Raw genomic sequence first — 26,530 nt, 5'->3', positions numbered from 1 at the left:
GTCCGCGGTGCCCTCGTCGTACTTCTTCCCGAGGTTGGTGTTGGTGGTCGCCGGGTCCTGCGTCCCGGTCACCAGGCCCTGCAGCTCCTGGACGAGCACGTCGTAGAAGCCGGGGGCGGGCCAGTCCGGGTAGAACGACAGTCCGTCGTCGGCCAGGATGCCGTTGAACGTGTCGATCAGCTCTTTGCTCTTGGCATCCGTGATGTCGGCGGTGTCGGCCGCGACGGGAACGCCGCCGTTGTTGCCGATGATCGCCTGGATCTCGGGGCTCATCGTGATGTCGATGAACTGGTACGCGAGGTCCTTGTTCTTCGAGCGCTCCGGCACGACCCAGAGGTTGCCCGACGATCCGAGCGACAGCTTCGAGCTCGGGAAGGTCGCGAGCGACCAGTCGAAGCCCGCCTCCTCGGTGAAGCGGCCGTACCACCACGAGCCCGAGACGAAGATCGGCGAGGTGCCGTTGATGAACGAGACGCCGGCGTCCTCGGCCTTGACCGACGAGACGTCCTTGGCGATGTAGCCCTTGTCGACGTACTCCTTGAGGGTCTCCGAGGCGTAGTCGACCTCGGGGCCGTTCCAGTCGACGGGGTTCTTGTACAGCTGGTAGTCGTCGACCCACGGGCGGTCGGCCTTCGTCAGCGCGAGCTGGTACCAGAGCTGGCCGAGGGGGTACTCGGCACCGGCCTCGGCGAGCGGGGTGATGCCCTTCGCGACGAACGCGTCGAGGGCCTTCACGAACTCGTCGTAGGTGGTCGGCACCTCAATGCCCGCGGCTTTGAAGGCGTCGAGGTTGTAGTAGACGCCGACGAACTCGCCGTAGTTCGGCACGCCGTACCAGGTGTCGCCGCCCATGACGCCGTCGGACGAGTACTTCGCGGTGGTCTGCAGCGACGGGGCGAGCTTGGCATCCCATCCGTACTCGCTGACGGCGTCGCCGATGTCGGCGATCAGACCGGTGCTGGCGAGGAAGCCGGCGGTGGCATTGCCCTTGTTGAACTCCATGAGGTCGGGAGCCGCGTCGGTGTCGAGCACCTGGCTCGCGGTCTTCTGGATCTGCTCGAAGGACTTCTCCTCGACCTTGACCGTCGCGCCCGTCTTCTCCTCGAAGATCGGGATGGCCGCGTTCCAGGCCTTCGCCATGGCGCTGTCGGCACCCTCGTAGTGCCAGAGCGTGAGGGTCTTGCCCGCGCCGTCGGTGGATCCGGCGTCGCCGCCTCCCCCGCTGCAGGCCGAGAGGGTGAGGGCGGCGACGGCGATCGAGCCGACGGCCGCGAGGGCTCGGGTCGCGCGTCGTTGTGCGTTCGTGCGTGCCATCGTTGGCACTCCTTTCACTGTGTTCCGCTGGTTCAGGTGGGTCCGCTAGCGGGGGCGGATGCGCTGCGTGCCCGGCGTCGAAGAATCGTCGAAGCGCTTCGATGAGGGGCGAACAGAGCGAGATGTGGAGTTGGAGGGTCAGGCGCAGGGAGCCGCGGCCACGGAGCCACGCTCGAGATAGGTCGGGGCGATGAGATGGAGACCGGATGCCACGGGCCGACCGGCGATCAGCTCGATGGCGAGATCGACGGCGAGTTCGCACGAGCTCTGCGGCACGAGCGGGATCGAGTCGATCGGGGTGGGCTGGGCGTCGGTGTCGAAGCTGCTGCCGACCGACACGATCGACACGTCGCCCGGAACGCTCTTGCCGAGGGCCGCGAGCTCGACGAGTACGACCTGGAGCACCTCTTCGGGCGCGTGCAGCACGATCCCGGTGATACCCGCCTCGACGAACGCCCGCACCGCGCGACGCACCTGGCTGCGATCGGTGACGACGGGACCGGATGCCACCGACGTGGCGCTCATCCTCCGCTCGGTCGCGCGCTCCGACAGGGCGGCGCGCACGCGAGAGGGGAAGTTCGACTTCTCGTACGCGCGCTCCGATCCGCCGATGAGGCCGATCGCGCGGTGTCCCGCGTCGGCGAGCCGGTCGACGGCCTCGATCGTCGCACGCTCGAAGTCGAGGTCGACGCAGACGAGGTCGTCGTGGTCGTTGGGAATGCCGACGAAGATCGTCGGGGTCGCGCTCGCACGGGCGATCTCGACCCGCGCGTCGTCGGGGGCGACGTCGAGCACGAGGATGGCATCCACGAGTCCGCTCTGCGCGACCCGCTTCATGCCGGCCGAGGCGTCTTCGTCGGTGAGCAGGAGCATGTCGTACTCCTTGCGGCGCGCGGCCACGGTCATCGCGTGCATGAACGACATGTGGCTCGGGGCGTGCGAGTCGGCGCGCAGCGGTTCCGACAGCGCGAAGATGTTCGTCTGGCTGCCGGCGAGCATGCGCGCACCCGCGTTCGGGCTGTAGCCGAGTTCGCGCACGGCGTCTTGGATGCGGAGGCGGGTCTCGGCCGAGACCGGACGCTTGCCGCTGAGCGCGTAGGAGACGGTGCTGATCGATACGCCCGCAGCCCGGGCGACCTCGTCGATCTTGACCATAGCGACTCCTTCGTGGCTGTCGAAGCGCTTCTCGGAAGCGCTTCGATGGCAAACGTAGATCAGGTCGCCGGGGAGCGCAAGAGTTAAGTTGGCGATCGCAACAAAATGGGCGCCCGGGCTCGCGCCGCGACGCGTGACGAGCGGAGGGCCTGGGACGGACGGAGGGCGCTCCCGCTGCATCCCTCCTCCCCTCGCCCCTCACCCTCCCCCGGTCACGCACCGCGAAGGAAGGCGGTGCCGAGCGGAGGACCAGGGGCCCGCGGAGGACGAACCCGCCGCATCCCTCCTCCCCTCGCCCCTCGCCCTGCCCCGGTCACGCGCCGGGCGGAGGAAGGCGGTGCCGAGCGGAGGAGAAACCGGCACGGGAGGACGAGCGCCGCGGCATCCCCCCTCCCCTCCCCGAATCTCCTCCCCCCAAGGCAAGGACGACCGGATGCCACGGGCCTCGGCGGCATCAAGACCGCCGAGGTCGTGGGGCTCACGGCGAGCGGCGTCGCGCTCCTCCGCGCGGGGGCCGCGGGGGTGCCGCGCGTCTGACGCGCGCCCGCGCTCCGGGATAGCCTGACCACTCGGCATCCGACGAACTTCACCCCGAGGACGACCCATGAGCGGAAACGCTGCACCCGTGCCACCCGAGAAGCTCGCGCGCCGGACGCGAATCCTCACCCCCTTCTTCGCCGCGGTCTTCGCGGCGGTGGGTGTCGCTCTCACGGGATTCGGCCTCGCGTCGCCGCCGATGCTCGCCGCCGGGATCACGGAGATCCTGCTCAGCGTGCTCCTCGTGGTCGCCGTCTTCGTCGCGTCGCCGGTCGTGCGATGGGTGGGCCTCGCGGTCGCCGGGGCGGGTGCCGCCACAGCGGCGGTGCTCGCCGTGACGACGCTGCCGAACGATCTCGGGATCGCCGCAACCCTTCTGCTGGGCATCTTCGCGATGCTCGGCCTGACCTGGTTCATCCTGCACAGCTCCGCGCGCGCCGCGCACCCCGCTCAGGTCTGACGCCGCCCACCCCTCGCGAAGCGCGCCGCCCCGCACACTGCCTGCGCCCGTCGTCCCGTCAGCGCGCGGTCCCGCGAGCGCGACCCTCAGTCCCGCGGAAGCGCCCGCTTCGCGACCACGCGCCGCGCCTCGACGGCCGCCTCGGCGAAGTCGGTGTCGGGGTCGCCCATGACGATCGCCGTGGCCCGCGCGTGCGCGCTGATGACGTCGTACGGCGACACCGTCGCCCGCTCGATCGCCCCCTCGGCGCGGAAACCGATGGCCGCGAACGCACGGCTCAGGCTCCGCTGGGTCTCGTGATCGCCGCGCCCGAACTGGGTGGCGAGCTCATCGGCGAGGTCTTCCTGCGCTCCTTCGGGAACGAGACCGGATGCCGTCCGCCAGGCCGCTCGCGCCACCTCGGGGTGCGGGTCGCGCAGCACCGCGGGTGTGATGGCCGCGAACGCGATCGGGTCGCCGATCTTCGACAGGGTGTGCAGCGCCTGACTGCGCGCCTGCGGGATCTCGGACGTCACCTCGGGCAGGAGGACCTCGACCGCGCGCGAAGGATCGTGCCTCGTCAGAGCCCAGGTCAGCATGTCGCGCACGAAGAAGTCGGGTTCGACCGCGCACCGCGCCACGAGCTCGACGACGTAGCTGTCATCGGGTCGTGTGCCGGCGGCGAGCGCGGCTTCGAGGCGGGCGGACGCGTCCGGATGCTCGAGCGCTGCGCGCAACCGGTCGGACGGAGCGGATTCGGTCATGATGATCCCTTCGGTCCTTCCAGCGTGGCACGCCGCAAAAGAACCGGGGCCGGCGTGACGACTCTCCCCGCGAGGGCGAATTCGACGCCCGACCAGGGCGGGACGGATGCCGCCGGCCTCCGCCCGCGACACAATCGGGCGCGCGGCTACCGCCGGACCGCCCGCTGCTCGATCAGCTTGCGGACGACGTCGGCGAAGTGCGGCGCGTACTTCGCCCACTCCTTATCGAGCTTCGCGACGTCGATCTTGCCCGTGTGGATGAGCTCGCACAGCTTCATCCAGCTCTCTCCCGTCGCCGCGGTGAGCGCGCTTGCCACCCCGGCGTTCACGACGACGCCGGCGCCGGGGATGAGCTTGAGGAAGCTCGCTGCGAGCGCGCGACCCGCGACCTGCACCCCGAACTGCGCGAGCGCACCGGCCGAGAGCATCGTCTTGAACTCGAGGTCGTAGATGGTCGCGATCCGCCCCATCATCGTCAGCTGGATCGGCGCCAGCGTGACAGCATCCGTGACAGGAAGCGGAACCGTCGCCGCTCCCGCGGCAGCCGCGGTGGCGGCGGCGATGACGGGGCGCGCCATCTCGCGCTTCCACGGGAGGTTGAGTCGCTGCGCGATGCGAAAGGCGTCCTTGTCGCTCTCGGGGGCGAGCGCCAGGGTCTCCGTGACAAGGTCACCGAGGCCGTGCCCCTTGCCCTTCCCGTGCCGGTCGCGGGTGGAGGTCAGGATCACGCGGCGATACGGCACGTGCAGCGGCTGGCCGGTGGCATCCACGGGTTCGTGCAACCAGTCGACGAACGCCTGGAGGTCTTTCGCGATCCCGCGCTGCCCCGTGATCGGGTTCTTGATCCAGTCGACCTTGGTGAGCACGAGGATGACGGGCAGCCCCCGCGCGTCGAGCTCACGGATCATCGCGATGTCGGCGGGCGTGAGCCGGTCGTCGTTGGCTTTCACGCAGTACCAGACGACCGAGATCTGGTGGTCGCCCGGGTGCGCCGCGATCGCGTCGAGGTGACCGCGCAGCTGCTGGTCGGGCGGGACGGGTGAGCCGATCTCGAAGCCCTCGACGTCCCAGATCCCGAGGGACTCGTCGTGGTAGAACTGCACGCCCCGCGTGACCGGGAGGCCCTTCCCGACCTTCGCCCAGTCGCGCCCGAAGACGGCGTTGACGAGCGACGACTTCCCCACGCCGGAGCTGCCGACGATCGCGAGGTTGAACCGCCCGTAGCGCGACCGCGCCTCCGACGACGCGTCGACGAATGCCCTCTCGTCGAACGCGGGCTTCCTCGGGTCCTTCTTCGCCATCGCGCCCCCTCGTTTCACCTCGCTCCGTCAGTGTCGCATTCGTGGCGGCCGCGGAGCCGCCCCTGGACAACGGGCGCTCGGCACATGCACCACGAGTCGGGTCGGCCGCGTGTCGAACGGAGGACCACGGATGGAGGGAGGACGAATCCCCCTCTGTCATCATCCGCTCATCCCAGGCCCTCCGCTCGTCACCGGCCACGGTCGCGCGGGCGGTCAGGAGAGATCAGTCGTTGCGGCGAGGATCTCCCGCAGCAGCTCGTACTCGGCATCCATGCCCGCGTTCGCCCGCCGCGGGTCGTCCGACCGACCGGTCCGGCGGACGTCGGCGAGGTAGCGGCGATCGGCGTCGAGCCGGGCGCGCGCGTCCGTGCCGACGTTCCCGTGGCCCGGGATCACGAGGCGCGCGGCGTCGGCGTACGGCTCGAGCAGGTCGAGCGCTCGTTCGTACGCGGCGACGTCGTGGGGCCAGAAGGGCAGCGGCAGCTCGACGTCGCTGAGCATGTCGCCCGCGACCAGCACGCGCGGCTCGGGGAGCCACACCGCCGTGTGCCCCGGGGCGTGTCCGTCGTGCACGATGAGCTCGACGTCGAACGCCGGGGTGCCGGCATCCACCCGTCCCATGAGGTCGACGAGCTCGGGCGTGAACTCGGGTCCGAGAGCCGCGACGAGGTCGTCGCGCTCGGTGCGGGCGAGCTCGGCGGTGCGGGGCGAGGCCCAGCGTGGCACGTCGCCGAACTCCGGATGCCACAGCACGTGGTCGTGATGAGCGTGGGTCGCGAAGCCCTCGGCGACGGTGATCCCGCGCTCGCGCAATTCGTCGGCGAGCGCGGCGAGCTCGTCGGGCAGCCACGCGGGGTCGATGAGCAGGGCGCGCCCGGATGCCACGACCACCGTCGTGTTCGTCTGCATGACCCGACTCGTGCGGACCAACACGCCGGGCGCGACCTCGCGGAGAGTGGTCATGCGGTGAGCCTATGAGGGTGAAGCCCCCTCACACCTCCCGTGAGTACCGCGATGCCCGCGCGATCTGATCGGACGTCGGGGTGACGCCCGTGTAGGCGACGAACTGTCGGGCTGCCTGCAGGGCGATCACGGCGTCGCCTCCGACCACCGTCGCGCCGGCTTCGCGTGCTGCCGAGAGCAGCGGAGTTTCCGCCGGGAAGGCGACCACGTCCATGACCGCCGGTGCCACCTGGATGTGCTCCAGCGGGAAGGACAGGTCGTTCGCCTGCGGCCCTCGCATGCCGATGGGCGTGGCGTTGATGAGGGTCGCCCCGGTCGGGGCGAGGAGTTCGGATGCCGCGGTGAAGCCGTACTGATCGGCGAGCGCCGCGCCGGTGACGGTGTTCCGTGAGAGGACGGTCACGTCGGTCGCCCCGCGAGCGTGGAGGACGGCCGCGATGGCCTTGGCCATGCCGCCGGACCCGTGCAGGATCACCGGGCGCGCGAGGTCGATCCCCCGCTCCCCGATGAGCTCGTCGATGGCGAGGTAGTCGGTGTTGGAGGCGGTGAGCACTCCGTCGTCGTTCACGATCGTGTTGACGCTCCCGATCGCCGCCGCCGACGGCTCGAGCGCGTCGACCAGGGGGATGACGGACTCTTTGTGGGGCATCGAGACGGAGCAGCCGCGGATGCCGAGTGCGCGAACACCCGCGATGGCGCCGACGATGTCGGCCGTGCGGAACGACTTGTAGAGGAAGTTCAGGCCGAGTTCCGCGTAGAGGTAGTTGTGGAAGCGGGTGCCGATGCTCGTGGGGCGGGCCGCGACGGAGATGCAGACCGTGGTGTCGACATCGATGCGGTGGGCTGTGCTGTTCATCGGGCCGGCGGAGTCCACACCCGCGCCTCGGCGGTCTCGTCGTACCAGTGCCCGTTCGGGATCGACTGCAGCTCGAACAGGGTTCCCCACGGCGCGCGGACATAGACGCTCGCGTTGCCCTCCGTGTCTTCGTGCGGAGAGTTCTCGTGCGGCTCCGAGAGGGCCTCGCCGCCGGCCGCGATCGCCCTCTTCAGGGCGCTGTCGATGTCGTCGACGTACACGGACACGTGGTTCAGGCCGAGGTCGCTCAGTTTCGCCGGGGGCTGCTGGGCGGAGTCCACGATCTCGAACACCTCGAGTCCCGGACCGACACCGATCTGCACCATGCGCTGACGAACGATCTTCGCTCCCGACGGCAGACCGAGCTGCCGCTCGGTGTCCGGCCCTTCACGAGGGGGATCGGACGGAGTGAGTCCGTCGTAGGCGACCCTGCCGTCGAACGCCGCCCGCAGGAAGATCGTGGCCGCGTCCACATCCGGCACCGTGATGCCGATGTGGTTGATTCCGCGTGGCAGCGGACCATAGCCGTCACGCTCGGGCGCGAGCGACAGCTCCGGGCTCGCATCCTCGGTCCGTCGAAGGGACGTCGTGTCCTTGGTCATCGGTCTCTCCTCGTCATGGATCGGGCGCATCGCTTCCCATCCTCGAGCCGCTCGCGGGAGCGGACGCCGGAAGGCGGGGTCCTCCGACGGAATCCAGAAGTCAAACGATTTACTACCCTGGACAGGTGTCTCGCTCGCACATCACGATGGCGCGGCTCGCCGCCGAGGCGGGTGTGTCCGTCTCAACGGTTTCGAACGCCTACAACCGCCCCGAGAAGTTGTCTGCTGCGGTGCGGGAGCGAGTGCTGGCGCTCGCCGATGAGCTCGGCTACCCCGGCCCCGACCCGCTCGCGCGGAGCCTGCGCCGCCAGCGCACGGGCGGGATCGGCGTCGTGTTCACCGACGACCTTCCGTTCGTCTTCACCGACCCGGCCTCTGCGGGCTTCCTCGCGGGAGTCGCCGAAACCCTGTCCGAGACCGGCAGCCATCTCGTCCTCCTCCCCGCCGGCACGCCCGAGAAGCGACAGCGAGCACCGATCGATCACGCTGCGGTCGACGGGATCGTGTTCCACTCCCTCCCGCTCGGCGAGCGCACGCTCGGTCTTCTCCAGCGGCGGGGCACGCCGGCGGTGCTGGTCGATCAACCCGGCCCCGTTTCGTCGGTCCCCTGGATCGGGCTCGACGAGAGTGCGGCCATGCGCCTGATCGGCTCTCACCTGGCCGAGCTCGGCCACGTCCACGTGGGTTTCATCACGTCTCGGCTCGGCACCGCGCCTCACAACGGTCCGGCATCGCCGGATCGCGTCCTCCGCTCGCGGTTCACGATCCCCCGCGATCGCATTCGGGGCCTCGAACAGGGGCTCGGGCGTCCTGTCACCGTCGAGGAGAGATGGGAGACGACGAGCGCCTCCGGAGCAGACGCCGCCGCCGAGCTTCTCCGCCGCGACCCGCGCATGACGGCCATCGCGTGCATCGCCGACACCTACGCGCTCGGCGCCCTCGAGTGGGCGAAGCGGCACCACATCCAAGTTCCGCGCCACCTCTCGATCACCGGCTTCGACGACGTCGCCGGCGCACACACCGCCGGACTCACGACGATCCGGCAACCTTTCACCCTCAAGGGGCGAACCGCCGCCCACGTCCTGCTCCGCATGCTCGACGGCGACGACCCGCCGCTGGCCCACTACCTCGACACCACGCTCGTTCGTCGGTCGTCGAGCGGACCGCGACTCATCTGACGAGCGGCCGCGGCCGCCCGGCTCGCTACGGCTGCCGCCGCATCCCCGCCCACCCGTCGCCCTCGCGCTGAAACACGATCCGGTCGTGCAGTCGCGACGGGCGGCCCTGCCAGAACTCGAACTCCGTGGCATCCACCCGGTATCCGCCCCAGTGCGGCGGCCTCGGCACCGGCTGGTCGTCGGTGAAGCGCGCGCTGACCTCGGCCATCTGCGCCTCGAGGGCGGCTCGGGATGCCACGGCCTCCGACTGGTGACTCGCCCAGGCCGACAGCTGCGACCCCCGCGGACGCGAGGCGAAGTACGCATCGTCGCGCTCGGGCGGAAGCGGCGTCGCGGTGCCGAGCACGATCACCTGCCGCTGCAGCGCGTACCAGGAGAACAGGATCGAGACGCGCGGATTCTCGGCGAGCGCGCGCCCCTTGCGCGAGAGACGGTTGGTGAAGAACCACAGGGCGCCGTCGTCGTCGATCCCGCGCAGCAGCACGGTGCGCGAGGTCGGTGAGCCCGTGGCATCCACTGTCGAGACGACCATCGCGTTTGGCTCGGGCAGGTCGGCCGCGTCGGTCAGCCACCGCTGGAGAAGAACGAGAGGGGATGCCGCGAGCGCGGCGTCGTCGAGCTCGTCGAGCGTGTAGTCGAGCCGGTGGGCGAGGGGGTTCTCGGTCATCGCGGGGCCTCCGGTCGGTCGACAGTCGCCTCATCTTTAACGGGACGGTAACACGAGGGCTATACAGATCGCGACGACGTGCGGATACTTTGGTAATCGATTACCCGATTCCCGAAGGACACCACCATGAGCACAGCAGCACGTCACGTCCGTCGCGTCGTCGCCGCCGCCTGCGGCACCGCGATCGCCCTCAGCCTCGCCGCCTGCGCCGGCGGGAGCGCCGCCGAGCAATCGAGCGACGGCTCACTGACGACCGTCCGTTTCGTCCAGGAGTGGCCGGTCGCCGACGGCTTCTGGATCCCCTGGCTCGTCGCCAAGGAGAAGGGCTTCTACAAAGACGCCGGCCTCGATGTCGACATCATCACGCCGCCGAACACGTCGGCCACGATGCAGTACCTCGGCACCCAGCAGGCCGATCTGGCCTTCACGACCAGCGTCGACATCGTCACGGCACGTTCGCAGGGGGTGCCGGTGGTCGGCATCGGCACCTACGGCAAGAACAACAACTGGGGTCTCATGACGACCTCGGGTGAGCCGATCGCCCCGAGCGACCTGCCGGGCAAGCTCATCGGGACGTACAACGACGCGTGGTCGAACGCGCAGCTGTCGATCATGCTCGGCTCCGTGGGCAAGACGATCAACGACGTCACCCTCGTCACGGCCGATTCGAGCACCGTGCCGCTGCTGGTGGACGGCAAAGTCGATGCCATCACCGGCATCACCAACGCCGAGGGCAGCGAGCTGCAGTCGCTAGGCAAGGACTACTCCATCTCGTACTCCCGCGACTACGGCGCTCCCGACGCTCCCGTGCTCATGCTGGCTGGCAACTCGCAGTGGCTGCAGTCGCACCCCGACCAGGCGTCGGCATTCATGACGGCCACGATCGAGGGCCTCAACTGGGCTCGTCAGAACCCCGACGAAGCCGTCGACATCTTCATGACGGCATACCCCGACGCGCAGACGAAGGAGTTCACCACCCTGCAGTGGCAGGCGACGTCGGCGCTGTTCGGCGACGAGGGCACCGATGTCACGGCCGACGATCTCGCCCAGTCGGCCGACACCTGGCAGTCGCTGGTCGACGTCGCCGTGAAGTACGGGCTGATCGACAAGGCCATCCCGGTCTCCGACCTCTACACGAACGCGGGGCTCGGCCAGTGAGCCGCGGAAGGATTCTGCTGGCCGGCGAGTCGTGGAGCACGACGTCCGTCCACACCAAGGGATTCGACACGTTCCACACCTCGGCCTACGAAGAGGGTGCCTGGCCGTTCATTCACGCCCTCGAGGCGGGCGGATGGACGGTGGAGTTCCAGCCCAACCACGTCGCCGCCGAGAAGTTCCCGTACACCGAGGAAGAGCTCGCTCCGTACGACCTGGTGGTGCTGAGCGACATCGGCGCCAACACCCTGCTCCTGACCAACGCGGTGTTCACCGGCGGCCGGCCGGCTCCCGCCAACCGCCTCACCTCGCTGGCCGCGTGGGTCGCGCGCGGAGGGTCCTTGCTCATGGTCGGTGGATATCTGTCGTTCCAGGGCATCGAGGCCAAGGCGAACTACCGCGCGACCGCGCTGGCCGAGGTCCTCCCGGTCGTGATGGAGGTGGGCGACGACCGCGAAGAGACTCCCGAGGCGATCACCCCGCTCTCCGACGGCGACCACGCCGTGACGCGCGGCCTGGGGGGCGAATGGCCGGGCATCCTGGGGTTCCAGCGGCTCGTTCCCGCGGCCGGGGCCGAGGTCGTTGCCACCGTCGGCGAGCACCCGCTCGTCGTGGTGGGGCACCACGGAGCGGGGCGCGTCGGGGCGGTCGCCACCGACATGGGACCGCACTGGTTGACGACGGCTTTCGTCGAATGGCCGGGGTACGCGGTGCTGTGGAACCAGCTCGCCGCCTGGCTCACCGACGAGGATGCCGCGGAGCAGACCTCATGACGTCGCCGCGCACGGTGTCGGACGAACCGCCCGAAGGCTTGGTGCGGGCACAGCGCCTGGCCATCCAGGTTGCGGAGGAGTTCGCGCGCGAGGTCGAACCCGGCGCCTCCGAGCGCGAGGTGCGCGATCGGGTCGACCGGCGGGTCATCGAGCTGGGTGGAGTCGGCACATGGACACCGACGGTGGTCGGTTTCGGCGTCGGCACCCTCAGCTGCTTCCCCACCGACGTGCCGTCGGAGCGACCGCTGTGGAACATCGACCTGGGCACGATCGACGTCCACCCCGTCACACCCGACGGATGGTGGGGCGACTGCACCCGCACACTCATCCGGGGTGACAACGTCCCGCAGCGGCGCGCCCTCGAGACGGTGGAGCGGATCCACGCCTCCGTCCTGGCTGCCGCCCGTCCCGGAATGCGCGCGTGCGACTGGTTCGCGCATTTCCACGCGCTGTTGGCCGAGACCGATCTCCTGCTGCTCGACCGGCTGCAGAACATCGGCCACTCGCTCTCGCACGACTCGTCGTACGACGACGGCTACATCGACGCCTACAACGAGACGGTGATGACGGGCGCGTGGGCCGTCGAGCCCTTCATCGGGAATCACCTCTACGGGGTGAAGCGGGAGGATGTCGTGTGGTTCGGCCCGACGAGGGTGACGGTGATCTCATGAGCGAAGCGAAGATCGTCCTCCGCGACGTGGCGCAGCGCTTCGGTTCCACCGAGGCGCTCGCCCCGACCGATCTCACCGTCGCCCCGGGGGAGTTCGTCTCGGTCATCGGGCCGAGCGGATGCGGAAAGTCGACGCTGTTCAACATCGTCTCGGGCATCCTCCGACCCACGCGGGGGTCGGTGAGCATCGACGGTCGCGACACCACCGGGCGGCCCGGGCAGGTGGGCTACATGCTGCAGAAGGATCTGCTGGTCCCGTCGCTGAGCGCCCTCGAGAACATCACTCTGGGAGCCCGTCTCACCGGCCGCGTGACGCGCGAGACGAAGCAACGGGCGGCCGAGATGGCGACGCACTACGGTCTCGGCGACTTCCTCGACCACTTCCCCCACGCGATGAGCGGAGGGATGCGGCAACGCGTGGCGCTGATGCGCACCCTCGCCTTCGCGAAAGACGTGATGCTGCTCGATGAGCCGTTCGGCGCGCTCGACAGCCAGACCCGCCTCGACATGCAGCAGTGGCTCCTGCGCGTGTGGACGGAAACCGGCTCGACGGTCCTCTTCATCACGCACGACATCGACGAGGCGATCTTCCTCGCCGATCGCGTGGTGGTGATGTCGCCGCGCCCGGGGCGGATCAGCGAGATCCTCACGGTCGATCTCCCCCGCCCGCGCGACGTCGACGTGTTGACGACCGAGCGGTTCACGGCGCTGAAGAAGCGGGCGGTCGACCTCATCTACGGGCGCGCCTCCGGCACCCTCGACGAAAGGCGGTCTCCCGCATGAGCATCGATGCCCTCTCTCCCGCCGGGCCGCGCCGATGGGTGACCCTGGTCACTCCCCTCGTGTCGGTCGTGGCCCTCATCGCGGTCTGGGCGCTCGCGGTCCAGGTCTTCGCGATCCCGCAGTATGTCCTGCCCTCACCGTGGGCCGCCTTCGCCGCGATCGCGGAGGACAGGGATGCCATCAGCCGAGGCATCGTCGCGACCGGCCAGGTGTTCGCCCTGGGCTTCGTCATCGGCGCGGTGCTGGGTTTCGCGCTGGCCCTGGTCATGGCGGCGTCACCGCTGCTGTTCCGGCTGCTGTACCCGATCATGATCGTGAGCCAGGCGATCCCCGTCGTGGCGATCGGTGCGGCCCTGGTGATCTGGCTGGGCTTCGGACTCGCACCCAAGCTCGTCGTCGTGGCGATGATCGTCTTCTTCCCGGTGCTCGTGAACGTGCTCGACGGACTGCGCTCCGTGGATCCCGACACGAAGAACCTCGCTCGGGCGATGGGGGCGTCGCCCTGGCGCACCTTCGTCGTCATCACGCTGCCCGCGACCTACACGCCGCTGTTCTCGGCCTTGAAGATGTCGGCCACCTTCTCGGTGACCGGCGCGATTCTGGCGGAGTCGTTGGCATCCACGACCGGAGGCCTCGGCGTGTATCTCTCGACCATGCAGGGTCGCTTCAACACCCCGGGCGTCTACGCGGCCATCATCGTTCTCGCCTCGATCGGGCTGCTCGCGTTCCTGCTGATCTCGCTGTGGGAGTCGGCGAGCACGCCCTGGCGCCGGACGAGCATCGTGCCTCGGCGACGCCGCATGTCGACGCGTGCGCGGTCATAGGCTGGGGGGCATGACGCGGCGTCCGACGGTACGAGACGTAGCCGACGCCGCGGGTGTCTCGGTCGCCACGGTGTCCCGCGCTCTGTCGGGGGCACGGGCCGTCAAACCCGAGCACCGCGAGCGCGTGGCGGCGGTCGCGGCTCAGCTGGGCTACCGTCCGCACTCGGTCGCACGCGCCCTGCGCCGGGCACGCACGGGCGTGGTCGGGATGGTCGTGCCGCGCATCGACAATCCCTTCTTCCCCCAGGTCGTCAGCGGCGTCGAGAGGGCCCTGCAGGCGCACGCACTCGCCCTGTTCCTGTGCAGCTCCGACGACGACGTCGACACCGAGAGCAGCCGCCTCGACGTTCTGATCGAGCGCCAGGTCGATGGCATCCTCGTCGTCCCGTGCTCGCAGACGGCGTCGGCCCCCGCGCTCGAGGCCGCGCGCGAGGCGGTGCCCCTGGTCCAGATCGATCAACGTGTGCCGACCGTGGCGGCCCCGTTCGTCGGTATCGACGACTCCACGGGGATCGATGCGGTGATCCGCCACCTGACCGCGAGCGGCCGTCGGCGTCTCGCGTTCGTCGGTGCCGACCCGACGAACTGGTCGGGTGGACGCCGCCTCGAGGGTTTCACGACGTGGGCTCAGGCGCACGACGCCTCCGCCACACGCCGAGTCGCCGATGGCGACTTCAGCCGCGAATCGGGCCGGGCGGCAGCGTTCGAACTGCTGTCGCGCGACGGTGAGATCGACGCGCTGGTGTGCGCCAACGATCTCATCGCTCTCGGTGCCCTCGACGCGGCATCGGACCTCGGCCGAACGGTGCCCGGCGACCTCGCGATCACCGGCTTCGACGACATCTCGATCGCCACGGCGTGCCGGCCGACTCTGACCACCGTGCGACAGCCTGTTGCCGAGATCGTCTCCACGTCGGTCGCCACGCTTCTCGCCCTCATCAACGATCAGCCGGCACCCGACGAGACCCTCCTCCCGGTCGAGTTGATCGTCCGCGGCAGCGCCTGACCCTTCAGCCGAAGTGCTCAGCCCCACCGCGCGGCGATGAGGGCGTGGTACACCTCGACCGCCTCCTCGAGCCGTCGCACCGACACGGACTCGTCGGTCGCGTGGGGCTGGTCGGCATCGCCCGGCCCGATGATGTAGGAGCGCGATCGGGTCGGGTCCAGCACGGCCGCGTCGGTGAAGTAGCTCACGCCACCGGCGTCGGAGGGTTCTCCGCGTACGGATGCCACGATGTCGAGCACCTTCCGCGACACCGCCGAGTCGGGCTCGCTCCACACCGAAGGCACATCGAGGGCGCGGGTGACGCTGCCGTGGTCGGCCAGGAGCGCGACGATCTCTTCGGCGCCGGCGCCGGGAACGGCGCGCACGTCCACGGTCATGGTCGCGGCGTCGGGCACGAGATTGGTCTGGGTGCCCCCGGCGATCGTGCCGACGTTGGTCGTCCGCGTGCCGAGGTGCGGATGCCGCGCGCCCCGCGGCGCGTCCCGCAGAGCATGCACGGCGTCGGCGAGGGCATCGATGGCGTTCATCCCGAGTTCCGGGCGCGACCCGTGCGCAGCTCGTCCTCGCGTGTCGAGTCGCAGCCAGCTCGCGCCCTTGTGGCCGAAGCGCACCTCGTTTCCGGTGGATTCCCCCACGACGAGGATGCCGTTCTCCGGCAGTGGGACGTGCGCGGCCACGGCGGCGGCGCCGTGGCATCCGGTCTCTTCAGCCGATGTGAAGACGAGCCGGAAAGGCGCGGATCCCTCGCGAGCTGCGCGAGCCGCGGCGACGGTCATCGCCGCCACCCCGCCTTTCATGTCACTGGCGCCCCGCCCGAAGAGCCGGTCGCCGTCGACCTCTCCCCCGAACGGGCTCCTGGCCCACGGAGCCGCTCCCGTCGGAACCGTGTCGAGATGACCGCTGAGGGTCAGGGGTCCTCCTCCGCGCCATGTCGCGACGAGGTTGGAGCGCCCCGGATGCCACGGCACCCACGCGAGGTCGAGTCCCGCGTCGGAGAGGATCGGCGCGAGCACGGACAGGGCAGCGTCCTCGTTGCCGTCGACCGTGTCGAGGCGGATGAGATCTCGCGTCAGCCCGACGACGTCAGGAGTCGAGGACCGGGTCATCGAACGGGATCGAGCCGATAGGCCTCGGGACGCCGGTCGCGCACCGGGTTGTTGAACGCGCCCCACGCGCGACTACGCCGCGTTGCCGCGAGGTCGATGTCGGCGACGAGCAGCGCGGACCCGGTCGCCGGAGCGGGGCCGGCCACGGGCCAACCCGTGTGGCTGACGATGAGGCTCTGGCCGATGAACTCCTGCCCGCGCTCGACCCCGACGCGGTCGGCCGCGGCCACGACGATGCCGTTCGCGTGCGCCGCCCCCATCGTGAGGATGGTGGCCATGCCGGGCTGCCCCTCCGCTTGACCGGGGATGGGCACCCAGTTGGTCGGCACGCACACCAGATCGGCACCCTGGAGCGCGAGCGCGCGATAGCTTTCGGGGAACCATCCGTCGTAGCAGATCATCATGCCCAGCCGACCGAATCGGGTATCGACGATCGGAAAGCCCAGGTCGCCGGGCTCGAAGAAGAGGGCCTCCTCGTCCCAGAGGTGAACTTTGCGATAGACCGTGTGCTGCCCGTCGGGAAGGCAGAGGATCGCCGCGTTGAACAACCGTGAACCCTGCCGTTCGGGGAAGCCCGCGACGACGATCACTCCGAGCTCGGTAGCGAGACTCTTCCAGGCGATCGTGGCGGGGCCCGCACCTGCGACCTCGGCAAGTCCGAACGCTTCGTCGCGCGACGCCATCATGTATCCCGACGAGACCAACTCGGGCAGCACGACGACGTCGGCACCCTTCGCGGCCGCCTCCCGAATGACCGACTCGGTGAGAGCGACGTTCGCGTCGACATCACCGAATGCCGGCTCGACCTGGCCCACTGCTACTCGCATGACAACGCCTCCTGGTAATCGATTACCTATGCTCGCACGTCGGCATGCCGCGTTCGATGGCTCGGCGCGGAATTTACGCACCGGAAACGTGCCGAGACCCGAGGATCCGGAACACCCCCGCCCCCAGGAGGTGGCGAAGGAACGGCGTCAGTGAACACGATGGCGGCTGAGAAGACGTGCATCCGCGGAATGCTCACCGAGCACCCCGAGTTGCACCCGCGTGGCACTGCCCCCTCCACGAAAGGACTCCTCGATGAGCCTCTTCAGCCCCACCACCGTCGGCAGCACCGCGGTCCGCAACCGCGTCTCGCTCGCGCCGATGACCCGCCTCCGCGCCGGAGTCGACGGCGTTCCCGGCCCGATCGTCGCGACCTACTACGCGCAGCGCGCGGGCATCGGCCTGCTGGTGACCGAGGGTGTCTTCCCGAGCGCCGAGTCGCGGGCGTACCCGGGCCAGCCGGGTATCGTGACCGACGCGCAGGCTGCTGGGTGGGCGAAGGTCGCGGATGCCGTGCACGCCGAGGGCGGCACCGTCTTCATGCAGCTCATGAACGGCGGACGCGTCACGCACCCCGACATCACCGGCACCGACCGTATCGTTGCCCCCTCGGCGATCGCGATCCAGGGCGAGACCCGTCTCGCCGACGGCACCAAGGTCGACTACGCCGTGCCGCACGCGCTCGAGACGTCGGAGCTCGCCACCGTCCTCGACGAGTTCGTCGCCGCCGCCCGTCGCGCCGTGGATGCCGGACTCGACGGCGTCGAACTCCACAGCGCCAACGGCTACCTGCTGCACGAGTTCCTCTCCCCCGCCTCCAACCAGCGCACCGACGCCTACGGCGGATCACCCGAGGCCCGCGCCCGCTTCGTCATCGAGGTCGCGCGGGCCGTGGCCGCGGAGATCGGCGCGGAGCGCGTCGGCATCCGGATCTCTCCGGCCCACAACATTCAGGATGTTTGGGAGACCGACGACGCCGAGACCCGCGCGACCTACGAGGCTCTCGTGTCGGGCCTCGCACCCCTGGGCCTGGCGTACCTGAGCGTGCTGCATGCCGACCCCGCCGGCGAACTGATCCAGGACCTCCGCCGCGCCTTCGGCGGCACGTTCATCGTCAACTCGGGCTTCTCGAAAGTCACCACGCGCGAAGAAGCGGTGTCGGTCGTGGAGGACGACATCGCCGATCTCATCGCCGTCGGCCGCCCCGCCATCGCCAACCCCGACCTCGTCACGCGCTGGGAGCAGGGCGCCGAGGAGAACGAGGTCGACCAGGCCACGGTGTACGGCGGCGGCGAGCGCGGATACACGGATTACCCGGTGCTGCAGGCGTGATGCGAAGCGGGGCCTCGCGCCGATGTCGACGACATCCGCGTGAGGCCCCGCTTTCACGACCGAATGGTGGGCAGCCCGCGGGCTCTCACATCACCCCTGGTCTGGACGATCACCGATCAGCGTGTCGCGAGCGTGTCGTTCGTGGTCTTTGAGGATGCGTCAGAACGGTTGCCGCGCACGCGGCGGACAAGCTCAGCCAACTGGGGCACGACCACGGCTTCTTCATCCAACGCCTTCTCGAGCTGCAGTACGGCATGCGGGCTCAACCGCAGGACGTGATCTTCGAGAAGCACAGCACGCGCACGCTCCATCGCGGTTCCCAACACGAAGGCGGAGAGATCCTGCTGCTGTTTGGCGGCAGCCGCCCGCAGCAGCTCGAGCGCTTCCGGCGAGATGCGCATGTTCAGTCGCTCAGAGCGACCCGTCTCTTGGATGTCCACGATAAGCCTTACAGTTTGTACTCACTTGGTATGTACAGCGTGCATCACGTGTTGTCGAAAGTCAACTTCAGTCGCTTCGTCGTCAAGAACAGGTGCAGATCGTCGTCCTCGAAGGCCGTGAAGCCGTACCGGCGATAGAACACGGACGCGTCGTGATCGATCGCGTCGACCACGACGACCTCGAATCCGATGGAACGAGAGACGTCGACAAGCCGTTGTAGAGCATCGAACAAGAGCAGACTCCCGATGCCCTTCCCTTGCACGGCCTCGTGCACGGCGAGACGCGCGATGAGCATCGCGGGAACGGGGTAGCGCCGCCGACCGACCCCGTACACGGACGCGGCGTCGTCGAGGTCCAGTTCGTACGCTTTGGTCGCGTAGTACCCGACGAGCTCGTCATCGTCTGCGAGCGCAAGAAATGTGCGTGTCGTGTCACTCCGTTCGGACTGCCCGGCGTACCTGTCGATCCATTCGTCGAGATCGGGCTTGCCACACCGGAATCCATCGCGCCGGATACTGCGTCGAAACGGAACAATCTCTACTGACATCACGCCCCCTGTGTTCACGCCCCGTTGATGCAGTCGCCCCGAGGACGCATCGGCGCGGAGCCGAAGAGCCGGCGCGCACGCGTGCCGGCCCCGTACACGTTCCTACACGAGAACGTGAGCTGCGGTCGAGGTCCACGCGGCACCGTCGCCTGTCGCCATGGAGATCGGCGCGGAGCGCGTCGGCATCCGGATCTCTCCGGCCCACAACATTCAGGATGTTTGGGAGACCGACGACGCCGAGACCCGCGCGACCTACGAGGCTCTCGTGTCGGGCCTCGCACCCCTGGGCCTCGCGTACCTGAGCGTGCTGCACGCCGACCCCGCCGGCGAGCTGATCCAGGACCTCCGTCGCTCCTTCGGCGGCACGTTCATCGTCAACTCGGGCTTCTCGAAAGTCACCACGCGCGAAGAAGCGGTGTCGGTCGTGGAGGACGACATCGCCGATCTCATCGCCGTCGGCCGCCCCGCGATCGCCAACCCCGACCTCGTGACGCGCTAGGAGCAGGGCGCCGAGGAGAACGAGGTCGACCAGGCGACGGTTTATGACAGCGGGGAGCGCGGGTACACGGATTATCCGGTGCTGCAGGGCTGAATTCCGGATGCCAGGGGCCTCGCGCCAGATTTCGCGCGGGGCCCGGAACTACCTACCGTCCATGTCGCGCGAGCTGGATCTCAGAAGAACAGTCATAGGGACCACGAGGGCCGCCCGTAGGCGACCCTCGTGGTCCTCTAACGCGGCTTGCTCAGGCAGGCATCAGAGGTGAGCGAATGCCTCGACCTTGCTGTCCAGCGGCACTTGCCACAACGGAACCTTCCACGCTGCCGTACCGCCGGCGGGCACACGATCCGTGTAGGTGGTGTCGACACCCACGATCTTTCCATCGCCATTACGGGCGATGACGTCGATGCGGACCATGTCCTGGTCTTCCGTGAAGTTGCTGGTAACGGTGCCGCTAACGGTCATCCAGTCGTACTCGGAGCCGGTGGTCACCTCACCCATCGTGAAGGACCCGGTCTCAGCGGCGGGCGAGTTGGTCGCCGCACTCGCGGTCGGCCCTCGCACCTCGATGCGGTCGATCTGCGCCGATCCCACCTGCAGGAAGCGGCCGACATACCACGAGCTTCCCGAGAGGATCGTGCTGTAGTCCGTACCGGTGTCGAGCAGCACGCCGTTGGCATCGTAAGCCTCCACCTTGATTGCGGCGTTGCCGAAGACGTAGTCCTCGTTCGGGTTGGTCAGCTGCACGGCGTACCAGCCCATGCCGCTCTCAGTGTCCACGCCAAACGCGGTTTCACCGAGCACAAGATCCTGCGCGGCCGCGATCGCAGGCTCGTCAGCGGTCCCGGGCGCCTCTTCTTCGACAATGTCGGAGGTGCCGACCTCGCCGACAACCGTGTCATCGAACGCGCTGTTGAAAGCTGTGGCCACCACCACGAAGAAAACGACTACCCCGACGATCGTGCCGATAACCGACACGATCATCGCGGCGACGCCCTGCCACTTGGGCTTGTCCTTTTGGAAAAGCGCCACGATGCCGAGGATGAAAGCGATCGGCAGCAGGATCCACCCAACGATCAGGGCACCGGGGATGCAAGCGAAGATGAATCCTGCGGCCGCCAGCGCGAGCGCCACGATCCCGAGGATGTTGCGCGGCTTCTGCTCGGACTCAGGAGCTGTCGATCCGGGGACGACGAAGTCGCTCCCGCTAGACGCCGTGCCCACGGGACGAACTTGGTCAGTCCACGCAGCGCCATCCCAATAGCGCTCCTGGCCTTCGACGCCAGCAGGGAACCAGCCCGCGGGCGCGGCTGGAGTGATTGATTCAGTCAAGGTTTTCCCCCATGGAAAGGGCCACGTCGGATTCGTGGCTTCTGCTCTGAGTGCTCGCCGCCAACATGCGAGGCTCGACAGTCTATGAGGAAACACTCATGCGATTCATAACAAATACACATCCGATATCCGTCGCCCGCTGCGGGACGGTCTCATTCAGCTGAACGAGGTCGGCACCCCAGAGCGCGGCAGGCAGCGCAACGAGAACCATGGGCGCAACAGCCCGCAGAGCGAGGTCACCGCATGGCTGAACAGGGCAGACCACCTGCGACGCGAATGCCTGGGCGCTCAGCCCCATCGACAGGGACCTCCCCCTGATCACACTGCCCGCAGGGCGTCGGCGACGCACGGTTCTGACGTGCGCGAGGGCCGAGCGTGGGTGGCTGATAGGCCAGATCCCTGGCTTGCGCGCACTGTAGGCACCGAGGGAAGTGAGTCCTATATCGCCCCCGATAACCTCGCGGCTACCCTGATGGCATGAACATCCGCGCGGGACGAGAAGCGGCGGGCATGAGCCAGGCCGAGCTCGCCCACGCCGCCCGTGTGGCGCAGCCCAACATCTCGGCGTACGAGAACGGTCGGCGTCAGCCCAGCCCCGAGGTCCTCGAACGCATCCGTCGCGCGCTGGTCGGCACCCTCAACGAGCGGCTGTTCCGCCACCGCGACGAGATTCATCGCCTCGTCGCCGAGCATCACGCCACCGCGCCGCGGGTGTTCGGATCCGTGGCTCGCGGCGAGGAGACCGCGGCATCCGACATCGACATCCTCGTCGACTTCACGCCCGAAGCCGGCCTCCTGGATGAGGTGGGCCTGCGCCTCGCCCTCGCCGATCTGCTTCACGTCGAGGTCGATGTCATCGCCTCCGACACCCTCCGCGGTGAGTTCCGGGAGCGGGTGCTCCGCGAGGCCGTCCCGCTGTGAGCATCGAGAGTCGTCAGGCACAGGATGCCGCGACCCGCGTGATCGCGGTGTGCGAGGTCATCGCACTCATCGTCGAAAAGGGCGAGGAGCACTTCCTCCGCGAGGTCGAGGCGCAATGGGCCGCGGAGATGGGGCTGATCCGGATCGGCGAGGCGGTCGCCAAGATCCCGCCGCCCGTTCGCGAGCGCTTCGCCGGTCAGCCATGGCGTCAGATCATCGACATGCGGAACTTCGCCGCCCACCAGTACGACGACCTCGACCCGCACCGCGTCTGGCGCACGCTCACGCGTGACGTGCCGCGGTTGCGGGAGTACCTGGCGTCAGTCGTGATTCCGGGACTCTCCCCGGACACCGGTAACGCAGCACGGTAGTCCCCGGCGAAATACTCCTCAGGCATGTCGTCGAGACGGGAAGGCGGCAGATCGAGGCACCTCATGGCCGCGCGGCTTTGGGGACCTCGACGGCGAGGAAGATCGCGACGAGACCGAGCAAGCTTCCGGTGACTCGGCGCTGCCATCTCGTCCAGGTGGGGCGGGTGTGCAGGGAGCGAGCGATCGACCCGGCAGCGATGACGATGGTGGCGTTCACGATGAGGCTGACCAGGATTTGGATGCCGCCGAGCACGAAGCCCTGGGCGACAGCATGACCGGCGCATGAGTCGATGAACTGCGGGATCAACGCCAGGTACATGACGGCGACCTTCGGATTCAGCAGATTCGTGACCAGCCCCAGTCGGAACAGCTTCGCCCCGGAATCCCGCCCGAGGACGCGGGTCTCGAAAAGCCCGGTCCCGCCCGGACGCAAGGTCCGCCAGGCCAGGTACGCGAGATAGGCCACGCCCGCGGCTTTGAGGCCGACATAAAGCCATGGGACGACCACGAAGACGACCGCGAGTCCCAGGTTGGCCATTGCCATATAGACGAGGAACCCGACCCCGGTACCGGCGAGTGATATCAGGCCGGCAATACGCCCTTGGGCGATACTCCAGGAGACGAGGTAGATCATGTTCGGGCCAGGCGTGAGCACCATGACCAGCGCCGCCAAGGCCATTCCGCCCGCCGCGCTCCAGGAGATGAGACCAATCAGCATCGCGCCACCGCCGTCCGTCCGTGAGTCCTGACCACGGTGGCGTAACGATGTCACGCATCTCAACCCTTACAGGAAGGCGCGGGCCCCCGCGGACTCAGCAAGTGGATCTCGACCCACCCCGAATGTGAAGACCACCCCACCGAGCGGCTCGTGTACGCATTGACGTACATCAGCGGTACGTGTCAGAATCCTCGTACATAGCAGGATGTGACTGGAATTTCGTACATGCTGCGAGTGAGGGAGGACCTGCCAGTGCTCGTGAACGTCTCGCTCGACTGGGGAAACATCGTCCGCGACCGCCGCTCCGACCTCGGACTGACCCAAGCGGACTTGGCGCAGCGGATCGGGCGCGCCCGCCAGTGGGTGGTCCGGTTCGAGTCCGGTCACGCCGGGAGCGCGAGCGTGGACAGCCTGATGGCAGTGCTCCACGCGCTTGATCTGTATGCCGAGGTCGACACGGCGGAGGATGAGACCGACTCGGATCCGATGTTCATGGATGTCGTCGATCCATGGGATGCGCCGAAGGCGCAGCCGTGAGGCTCACCGCGTATCTGGACGGGCGGCGCATCGGCTGGTTCAGCCAGCGCGACGGTGGCGACATCTCGCTGGAGTTCGATCCCGCCTGGCAGCGTGACGCCGGCCGCCTCGAACTGTCACTGTCTCTGCCGAAGAGCCGCCGCCGGCACGAGGGCGCCGCGCCCGGGAACTTCCTCTGGAACCTTCTGCCCGACAACGACGCCGTGCTGGCGCGGTGGGGGCGGACGTTCGGCGTCTCGCCGCGCAACCCGATGGGGTTGCTCGCCAACGTCGGACGGGATGCGGCGGGCGCCGTACAGCTCATCGACTCGACTCAGTGGGACGAGCCGGTCCTCGACGGACCGGGCGAGATCGAGTGGATCGATGACGCGACCATTGCCTCGCACCTGCGCGAACTGCGCGCCGACCCTTCCGCGTGGGTGGCGACGGGGTACGACGGAGGCTACTTCTCGCTCGCCGGAGCGCAGTCCAAGTTCACTCTCGTCCGTGGCCGCGACGCCTGGGGATTCGCGACCGGAAGCACCGCGTCGACGCACATCGTCAAACCCGGCGTGGCAGGGCTCAAGTGGGGCGACCTGAATGAGCACCTGACGATGCGTGCTGCGCATCACCTGAACATGGATGTCGCACGCAGCCGACTGGTGAACTTCGACGACGAGAGCGCGATCGTGATCGAACGCTTCGACCGGTATCGCCGCGCCGAGCACGCTGAGGGAACGTCAATCGCCCGCGCGCACCAGGAGGACTTCGCGCAGGCGACGGGAACGCATCCGACGGCGAAGTATCAGAACGAGGGCGGCCCCGGCATTGCCGCGATCTCACGACTCATCATCGACAGATTCGGTCCCGCTGGCCCGATGCATGCCCTGGGATTCTTCGACGCCACGATCTTCAACTGGGTTGCACTGGGAACCGATGCCCATGCGAAGAACTACGCACTGCTGTGGCCGACGGCTCGAACAGGATGGCCTCGCCTGGCGCCTCTCTACGACCTCGGCTCGGCACTGGCATATCCCGAGATCAACAACCGCAGGGCGAAGCTCGCGATGTCATTCGACGGCCACTACCGCACGTACGAGATCGAGCCTCGGCACATCGTGCGCGAGGCGAGTGTCTTCACCGGCATCCTGGGGCAATCAGCCACCGTGGACTGGGTGTATTCGCGCGCTCGAACGTACGTCGATGGGTTGCCCGAGGCACTGAGCCTTGCCGCCGAGGAAGCCTCCCTCAGCGGGGAAGAACGACAGTTTGCCGCGACGCTGATCGATCGAGCCCGCGAGCGCACACAGGATCTGCGGCGGCAGCTAGATCGGCGGTGAAGACCCGCACAACCTCGCTCGCCCCGAGCGATTGTTGGGCAGATTCCTCACCCTGTGTCGTTGTGTGCTTCCCCGTGGCCCTCTGCGTCAGTCGCTGACGGCTGCTGAAGACTCCGCCTCCCGGGACGAGCGCGACGACGCCACACCCCGCCCGAACGCCTGGCCCTGCAGAATCGCCCCGAGATCCACGCCCGTCGCCGACTTCACGCTGTCGAACGTCGCCGCCAGGCCCGCCGCCTGCTCGCGCGCGATGTGCGCTCCCGCGGAGTCGCCGCCCACGAGGGTGACGTTGCCGACGTTCTGGTAGCCCTTCGCGAACTCCGCCATGAGCGCGGGCAGCTGTCCGATGAGCTCGCGCCCGAGGATGGCTTCCTGGTTCTCGCGGAGCGCCTCGGCCTCGGCCTGAATCGCCGCGGCACTCGCCTCACCCTTCGCGCGAATGGCCTCCGCCTCGGCGAGGGCCTGAGCACGGAGCGCCTCGGCTTCGGCACTGGACTTCGCGCGTAGCGCCTCGGCCTCGGCCTCGGCGCGCGCCCGCACCGCAGCGGCTTCGGCTGCGGCGGAGGCCTGCCGGGCCTCGGCCTGGCGCTGCACCGCGTAGGCCTCGGCATCCGATTCCTGCTGCGCCACCTGGCGGTCGGTGTCGGCCTTCTTCTGGCGCGCGTACGACTCGGCGTCGGCTTCGGTCTGCTTGCGGTACTTCTCGGCATCCGCGACGCGCTTGACGTCGGCGTCGAGCTCGGCCTGACGGTTCTCGGCGCGCTGCACCAGAACGGCCTGTTCGCGCTCGGCGCGGGCGAGATTCTCGGCCTGCTCCGCCTCGGCGTTCGCACGCCCGACCTCGGACTTGGATGCCGCGGTGTTCTTGTCGAACGCGGTCTGTTCGATGAGGTTCGCTTCCTCGGTGGCGAGCTGGCGCGCCTTGACCTCGCGGGCCGCCTCGATGCGCGCGACCTCGGCCTCGCGCTTGACGCGCTCGACCTCCTGCGCGCCGAGGGCCTCGATGTAGCCGTTGCGGTCTGTGACGCCCTGGATGGCGAAGGAGTCGAGCACGAGACCCTGCGCGAGAAGGTCGCCCTTGATGCCCTCCGCGATTTCGTCACCGAGCTTCTGGCGGTCTTGCATGACCTCTTCGACGTTGAGCTTCGCGACGACACCACGCAGCGCACCCTCGAGCTGTTCGGTGGTGAACACGTCGATCGCCTGGTCCTGCGAGGCGAAGCGCTCCGCGGCGGCGCGAACCTGGTCGGGCAGCGACCCGATCTTGACCAGCGCAACACCCGCCAGGTGGATGGTCACGCCGTTCTTCGTCTGAGCAACGGGCTCCATCTTGATCTGGCGCGAACGGAGCGAAATGCGATCCGAACGCTGAGTCAGCTTGTTGACGAAAGCGCCGCCGCCCGTAATGACGGTCATGTTCGACGTCAGCCCGTCGGTCCCGCGCTGCTTCTTACCGACGATGACGATCGCCTCATCGGCCTGCGGCACCTGATACCAGGCCCGGAAGATGAAGAAGCCGATCAGCAGGATCAGCAGCACCGCCCCGACGGCGACGACGACACCGATGATCCAGAAAATGTCACTGCTCACGACAA

General features: G+C 68.5%; 28 protein-coding genes and 1 pseudogene. 14 read left to right on the top strand and 15 right to left on the bottom strand.

Going from position 1 to position 26,530, the window contains the following annotated elements:
- Window positions 1-1,314, bottom strand: a 1,314-nt coding sequence (locus P2P98_RS19195) for an extracellular solute-binding protein (RefSeq protein ID WP_275801878.1), incomplete at its 3' end; no start/stop codon positions are given.
- A 138-nt stretch (window positions 1,315-1,452) separates the two neighbouring features.
- On the bottom strand, window positions 1,453-2,469 hold the full coding sequence (locus P2P98_RS19190) for a LacI family DNA-binding transcriptional regulator (protein WP_275801877.1): 1,017 nt from the start codon (window positions 2,467-2,469) through the stop codon (window positions 1,453-1,455).
- A 604-nt stretch (window positions 2,470-3,073) separates the two neighbouring features.
- On the opposite strand from P2P98_RS19190, the gene P2P98_RS19185 reads away from it, so the two are divergent.
- Window positions 3,074-3,466, top strand: a complete 393-nt coding sequence (locus P2P98_RS19185; protein ID WP_275801876.1) for a hypothetical protein — start codon at window positions 3,074-3,076, stop codon at window positions 3,464-3,466.
- Window positions 3,467-3,552: 86 nt separating this feature from the next.
- Here the strand turns inward: P2P98_RS19185 and P2P98_RS19180 are convergent, their stop codons facing one another.
- From P2P98_RS19180 to P2P98_RS19160, 5 genes are all read right to left on the bottom strand, one after another.
- The gene (locus P2P98_RS19180; protein ID WP_058612921.1) at window positions 3,553-4,209 is read right to left on the bottom strand and encodes a HEAT repeat domain-containing protein; all 657 of its coding nucleotides are present in this window, start codon (window positions 4,207-4,209) and stop codon (window positions 3,553-3,555) included.
- 146 nt (window positions 4,210-4,355) lie between these two features.
- Window positions 4,356-5,510: a GTPase gene (locus P2P98_RS19175; RefSeq protein ID WP_275801875.1), complete on the bottom strand. Its 1,155-nt coding sequence runs from the start codon at window positions 5,508-5,510 to the stop codon at window positions 4,356-4,358.
- A 213-nt stretch (window positions 5,511-5,723) separates the two neighbouring features.
- Window positions 5,724-6,473 carry an MBL fold metallo-hydrolase gene (locus tag P2P98_RS19170; protein WP_275801874.1) on the bottom strand — a complete coding sequence of 250 codons (750 nt, stop codon included), beginning with the start codon at window positions 6,471-6,473 and terminating at the stop codon, window positions 5,724-5,726.
- A gap of 28 nt (window positions 6,474-6,501) precedes the next feature.
- Complete coding sequence (locus tag P2P98_RS19165) at window positions 6,502-7,329, bottom strand: shikimate 5-dehydrogenase (protein WP_275801873.1); 828 nt, start codon at window positions 7,327-7,329, stop codon at window positions 6,502-6,504.
- Window positions 7,326-7,931 (bottom strand): VOC family protein, encoded by a 606-nt coding sequence (locus P2P98_RS19160; RefSeq protein WP_275801872.1) that lies wholly within the window; start codon window positions 7,929-7,931, stop codon window positions 7,326-7,328. Before P2P98_RS19160 ends, P2P98_RS19165 begins: the two co-directional genes overlap by 4 nt.
- Window positions 7,932-8,056: 125 nt before the next feature.
- On the opposite strand from P2P98_RS19160, the gene P2P98_RS19155 reads away from it, so the two are divergent.
- Entirely contained in the window at window positions 8,057-9,109 is a 1,053-nt protein-coding gene (locus P2P98_RS19155; RefSeq protein WP_275801871.1) for a LacI family DNA-binding transcriptional regulator, read from the top strand.
- A 25-nt stretch (window positions 9,110-9,134) separates the two neighbouring features.
- Here P2P98_RS19155 and pdxH read toward each other — a convergent pair whose 3' ends face one another.
- Window positions 9,135-9,776, bottom strand: coding sequence for a pyridoxamine 5'-phosphate oxidase (gene pdxH / locus P2P98_RS19150; RefSeq protein WP_275801870.1), 642 nt, complete (start codon window positions 9,774-9,776; stop codon window positions 9,135-9,137).
- Window positions 9,777-9,902: 126 nt separating this feature from the next.
- On the opposite strand from pdxH, the gene P2P98_RS19145 reads away from it, so the two are divergent.
- From P2P98_RS19145 to P2P98_RS19120, 6 genes are read left to right on the top strand one after another with little or no spacing between them, the layout of a single operon-like run.
- The gene (locus P2P98_RS19145) at window positions 9,903-10,934 is read left to right on the top strand and encodes an ABC transporter substrate-binding protein (RefSeq protein WP_275801869.1); all 1,032 of its coding nucleotides are present in this window, start codon (window positions 9,903-9,905) and stop codon (window positions 10,932-10,934) included.
- Window positions 10,931-11,704: a glutamine amidotransferase gene (locus P2P98_RS19140; RefSeq protein ID WP_275801868.1), complete on the top strand. Its 774-nt coding sequence runs from the start codon at window positions 10,931-10,933 to the stop codon at window positions 11,702-11,704. Before P2P98_RS19145 ends, P2P98_RS19140 begins: the two co-directional genes overlap by 4 nt.
- The gene (locus P2P98_RS19135) at window positions 11,701-12,375 is read left to right on the top strand and encodes a M24 family metallopeptidase (RefSeq protein WP_275801867.1); all 675 of its coding nucleotides are present in this window, start codon (window positions 11,701-11,703) and stop codon (window positions 12,373-12,375) included. The genes P2P98_RS19140 and P2P98_RS19135 overlap by 4 nt, the downstream gene beginning before the upstream one ends.
- Entirely contained in the window at window positions 12,372-13,157 is a 786-nt protein-coding gene (locus P2P98_RS19130) for an ABC transporter ATP-binding protein (RefSeq protein ID WP_275801865.1), read from the top strand. Before P2P98_RS19135 ends, P2P98_RS19130 begins: the two co-directional genes overlap by 4 nt.
- Window positions 13,154-13,981 carry an ABC transporter permease gene (locus P2P98_RS19125; protein ID WP_275801864.1) on the top strand — a complete coding sequence of 276 codons (828 nt, stop codon included), beginning with the start codon at window positions 13,154-13,156 and terminating at the stop codon, window positions 13,979-13,981. The genes P2P98_RS19130 and P2P98_RS19125 overlap by 4 nt, the downstream gene beginning before the upstream one ends.
- 10 nt (window positions 13,982-13,991) lie before the next feature.
- Complete coding sequence (locus tag P2P98_RS19120) at window positions 13,992-14,987, top strand: LacI family DNA-binding transcriptional regulator (protein WP_275801863.1); 996 nt, start codon at window positions 13,992-13,994, stop codon at window positions 14,985-14,987.
- A 17-nt stretch (window positions 14,988-15,004) separates the two neighbouring features.
- On the opposite strand, the gene P2P98_RS19115 is transcribed toward P2P98_RS19120, so the two are convergent.
- A complete protein-coding gene (locus tag P2P98_RS19115) occupies window positions 15,005-16,093 on the bottom strand; it encodes a M20/M25/M40 family metallo-hydrolase (RefSeq protein ID WP_275801862.1) in 1,089 nt (362 codons plus the stop codon).
- Window positions 16,090-16,920 carry a nitrilase family protein gene (locus P2P98_RS19110; RefSeq protein ID WP_275801861.1) on the bottom strand — a complete coding sequence of 277 codons (831 nt, stop codon included), beginning with the start codon at window positions 16,918-16,920 and terminating at the stop codon, window positions 16,090-16,092. Before P2P98_RS19110 ends, P2P98_RS19115 begins: the two co-directional genes overlap by 4 nt.
- A 253-nt stretch (window positions 16,921-17,173) precedes the next feature.
- On the opposite strand from P2P98_RS19110, the gene P2P98_RS19105 reads away from it, so the two are divergent.
- Window positions 17,174-18,250 carry an alkene reductase gene (locus P2P98_RS19105; RefSeq protein WP_275801860.1) on the top strand — a complete coding sequence of 359 codons (1,077 nt, stop codon included), beginning with the start codon at window positions 17,174-17,176 and terminating at the stop codon, window positions 18,248-18,250.
- A gap of 116 nt (window positions 18,251-18,366) precedes the next feature.
- Here the strand turns inward: P2P98_RS19105 and P2P98_RS19100 are convergent, their stop codons facing one another.
- Both P2P98_RS19100 and P2P98_RS19095 read right to left on the bottom strand, forming a co-directional pair.
- Window positions 18,367-18,690: a DUF1778 domain-containing protein gene (locus P2P98_RS19100; protein ID WP_275801859.1), complete on the bottom strand. Its 324-nt coding sequence runs from the start codon at window positions 18,688-18,690 to the stop codon at window positions 18,367-18,369.
- A 44-nt stretch (window positions 18,691-18,734) separates the two neighbouring features.
- Window positions 18,735-19,238: a GNAT family N-acetyltransferase gene (locus tag P2P98_RS19095; protein WP_275801858.1), complete on the bottom strand. Its 504-nt coding sequence runs from the start codon at window positions 19,236-19,238 to the stop codon at window positions 18,735-18,737.
- A gap of 151 nt (window positions 19,239-19,389) precedes the next feature.
- Between P2P98_RS19095 and P2P98_RS19090 the strand changes: the two are divergent.
- Window positions 19,390-19,830, top strand: a pseudogene (locus tag P2P98_RS19090) (alkene reductase); the annotation flags it as partial.
- Between the two features lie 162 nt (window positions 19,831-19,992).
- Here the strand turns inward: P2P98_RS19090 and P2P98_RS19085 are convergent.
- The gene (locus P2P98_RS19085) at window positions 19,993-21,069 is read right to left on the bottom strand and encodes a DUF2510 domain-containing protein (protein WP_275801857.1); all 1,077 of its coding nucleotides are present in this window, start codon (window positions 21,067-21,069) and stop codon (window positions 19,993-19,995) included.
- Between the two features lie 477 nt (window positions 21,070-21,546).
- On the opposite strand from P2P98_RS19085, the gene P2P98_RS19080 reads away from it, so the two are divergent.
- The gene (locus tag P2P98_RS19080; RefSeq protein ID WP_275801856.1) at window positions 21,547-21,990 is read left to right on the top strand and encodes a helix-turn-helix domain-containing protein; all 444 of its coding nucleotides are present in this window, start codon (window positions 21,547-21,549) and stop codon (window positions 21,988-21,990) included.
- A complete protein-coding gene (locus P2P98_RS19075) occupies window positions 21,987-22,361 on the top strand; it encodes a HepT-like ribonuclease domain-containing protein (RefSeq protein WP_275801855.1) in 375 nt (124 codons plus the stop codon). Before P2P98_RS19080 ends, P2P98_RS19075 begins: the two co-directional genes overlap by 4 nt.
- Window positions 22,362-22,422: 61 nt before the next feature.
- On the opposite strand, the gene P2P98_RS19070 is transcribed toward P2P98_RS19075, so the two are convergent.
- Window positions 22,423-23,079: a LysE family translocator gene (locus P2P98_RS19070; RefSeq protein ID WP_275801854.1), complete on the bottom strand. Its 657-nt coding sequence runs from the start codon at window positions 23,077-23,079 to the stop codon at window positions 22,423-22,425.
- Window positions 23,080-23,331: 252 nt separating this feature from the next.
- Between P2P98_RS19070 and P2P98_RS19065 the strand changes: the two genes are divergently transcribed.
- Both P2P98_RS19065 and P2P98_RS19060 read left to right on the top strand, forming a co-directional pair.
- On the top strand, window positions 23,332-23,616 hold the full coding sequence (locus tag P2P98_RS19065) for a helix-turn-helix domain-containing protein (RefSeq protein ID WP_275801853.1): 285 nt from the start codon (window positions 23,332-23,334) through the stop codon (window positions 23,614-23,616).
- Window positions 23,613-24,935, top strand: a complete 1,323-nt coding sequence (locus P2P98_RS19060; RefSeq protein ID WP_275801852.1) for a type II toxin-antitoxin system HipA family toxin — start codon at window positions 23,613-23,615, stop codon at window positions 24,933-24,935. The genes P2P98_RS19065 and P2P98_RS19060 overlap by 4 nt, the downstream gene beginning before the upstream one ends.
- Window positions 24,936-25,022: 87 nt before the next feature.
- Here P2P98_RS19060 and P2P98_RS19055 read toward each other — a convergent pair.
- Window positions 25,023-26,530, bottom strand: a 1,508-nt coding sequence (locus P2P98_RS19055; protein WP_345799735.1) for an SPFH domain-containing protein, incomplete at its 5' end; no start/stop codon positions are given.

This window comes from Microbacterium sp. Kw_RZR3 (assembly GCF_029222405.1).
GTDB lineage: Bacteria > Actinomycetota > Actinomycetes > Actinomycetales > Microbacteriaceae > Microbacterium.
This window is presented reverse-complemented; position numbering and strand designations above follow the sequence as displayed.

Bases quoted from the DNA above. Each gene is read 5' to 3' on its own strand.
- P2P98_RS19190 (WP_275801877.1), bottom strand. From the start codon at position 2,469: ATGGTCAAGATCGACGAGGTCGCCCGGGCTGCGGGCGTATCGATCAGC.
- P2P98_RS19185 (WP_275801876.1), top strand. From the start codon at position 3,074: ATGAGCGGAAACGCTGCACCCGTGCCACCCGAGAAGCTCGCGCGCCGG.
- P2P98_RS19180 (WP_058612921.1), bottom strand. From the start codon at position 4,209: ATGACCGAATCCGCTCCGTCCGACCGGTTGCGCGCAGCGCTCGAGCAT.
- P2P98_RS19175 (WP_275801875.1), bottom strand. From the start codon at position 5,510: ATGGCGAAGAAGGACCCGAGGAAGCCCGCGTTCGACGAGAGGGCATTC.
- P2P98_RS19170 (WP_275801874.1), bottom strand. From the start codon at position 6,473: ATGACCACTCTCCGCGAGGTCGCGCCCGGCGTGTTGGTCCGCACGAGT.
- P2P98_RS19165 (WP_275801873.1), bottom strand. From the start codon at position 7,329: ATGAACAGCACAGCCCACCGCATCGATGTCGACACCACGGTCTGCATC.
- P2P98_RS19160 (WP_275801872.1), bottom strand. From the start codon at position 7,931: ATGACCAAGGACACGACGTCCCTTCGACGGACCGAGGATGCGAGCCCG.
- pdxH (WP_275801870.1), bottom strand. From the start codon at position 9,776: ATGACCGAGAACCCCCTCGCCCACCGGCTCGACTACACGCTCGACGAG.
- P2P98_RS19145 (WP_275801869.1), top strand. From the start codon at position 9,903: ATGAGCACAGCAGCACGTCACGTCCGTCGCGTCGTCGCCGCCGCCTGC.
- P2P98_RS19135 (WP_275801867.1), top strand. From the start codon at position 11,701: ATGACGTCGCCGCGCACGGTGTCGGACGAACCGCCCGAAGGCTTGGTG.
- P2P98_RS19130 (WP_275801865.1), top strand. From the start codon at position 12,372: ATGAGCGAAGCGAAGATCGTCCTCCGCGACGTGGCGCAGCGCTTCGGT.
- P2P98_RS19125 (WP_275801864.1), top strand. From the start codon at position 13,154: ATGAGCATCGATGCCCTCTCTCCCGCCGGGCCGCGCCGATGGGTGACC.
- P2P98_RS19120 (WP_275801863.1), top strand. From the start codon at position 13,992: ATGACGCGGCGTCCGACGGTACGAGACGTAGCCGACGCCGCGGGTGTC.
- P2P98_RS19115 (WP_275801862.1), bottom strand. From the start codon at position 16,093: ATGACCCGGTCCTCGACTCCTGACGTCGTCGGGCTGACGCGAGATCTC.
- P2P98_RS19110 (WP_275801861.1), bottom strand. From the start codon at position 16,920: ATGCGAGTAGCAGTGGGCCAGGTCGAGCCGGCATTCGGTGATGTCGAC.
- P2P98_RS19105 (WP_275801860.1), top strand. From the start codon at position 17,174: ATGAGCCTCTTCAGCCCCACCACCGTCGGCAGCACCGCGGTCCGCAAC.
- P2P98_RS19095 (WP_275801858.1), bottom strand. From the start codon at position 19,238: ATGTCAGTAGAGATTGTTCCGTTTCGACGCAGTATCCGGCGCGATGGA.
- P2P98_RS19080 (WP_275801856.1), top strand. From the start codon at position 21,547: ATGAACATCCGCGCGGGACGAGAAGCGGCGGGCATGAGCCAGGCCGAG.
- P2P98_RS19070 (WP_275801854.1), bottom strand. From the start codon at position 23,079: ATGCTGATTGGTCTCATCTCCTGGAGCGCGGCGGGCGGAATGGCCTTG.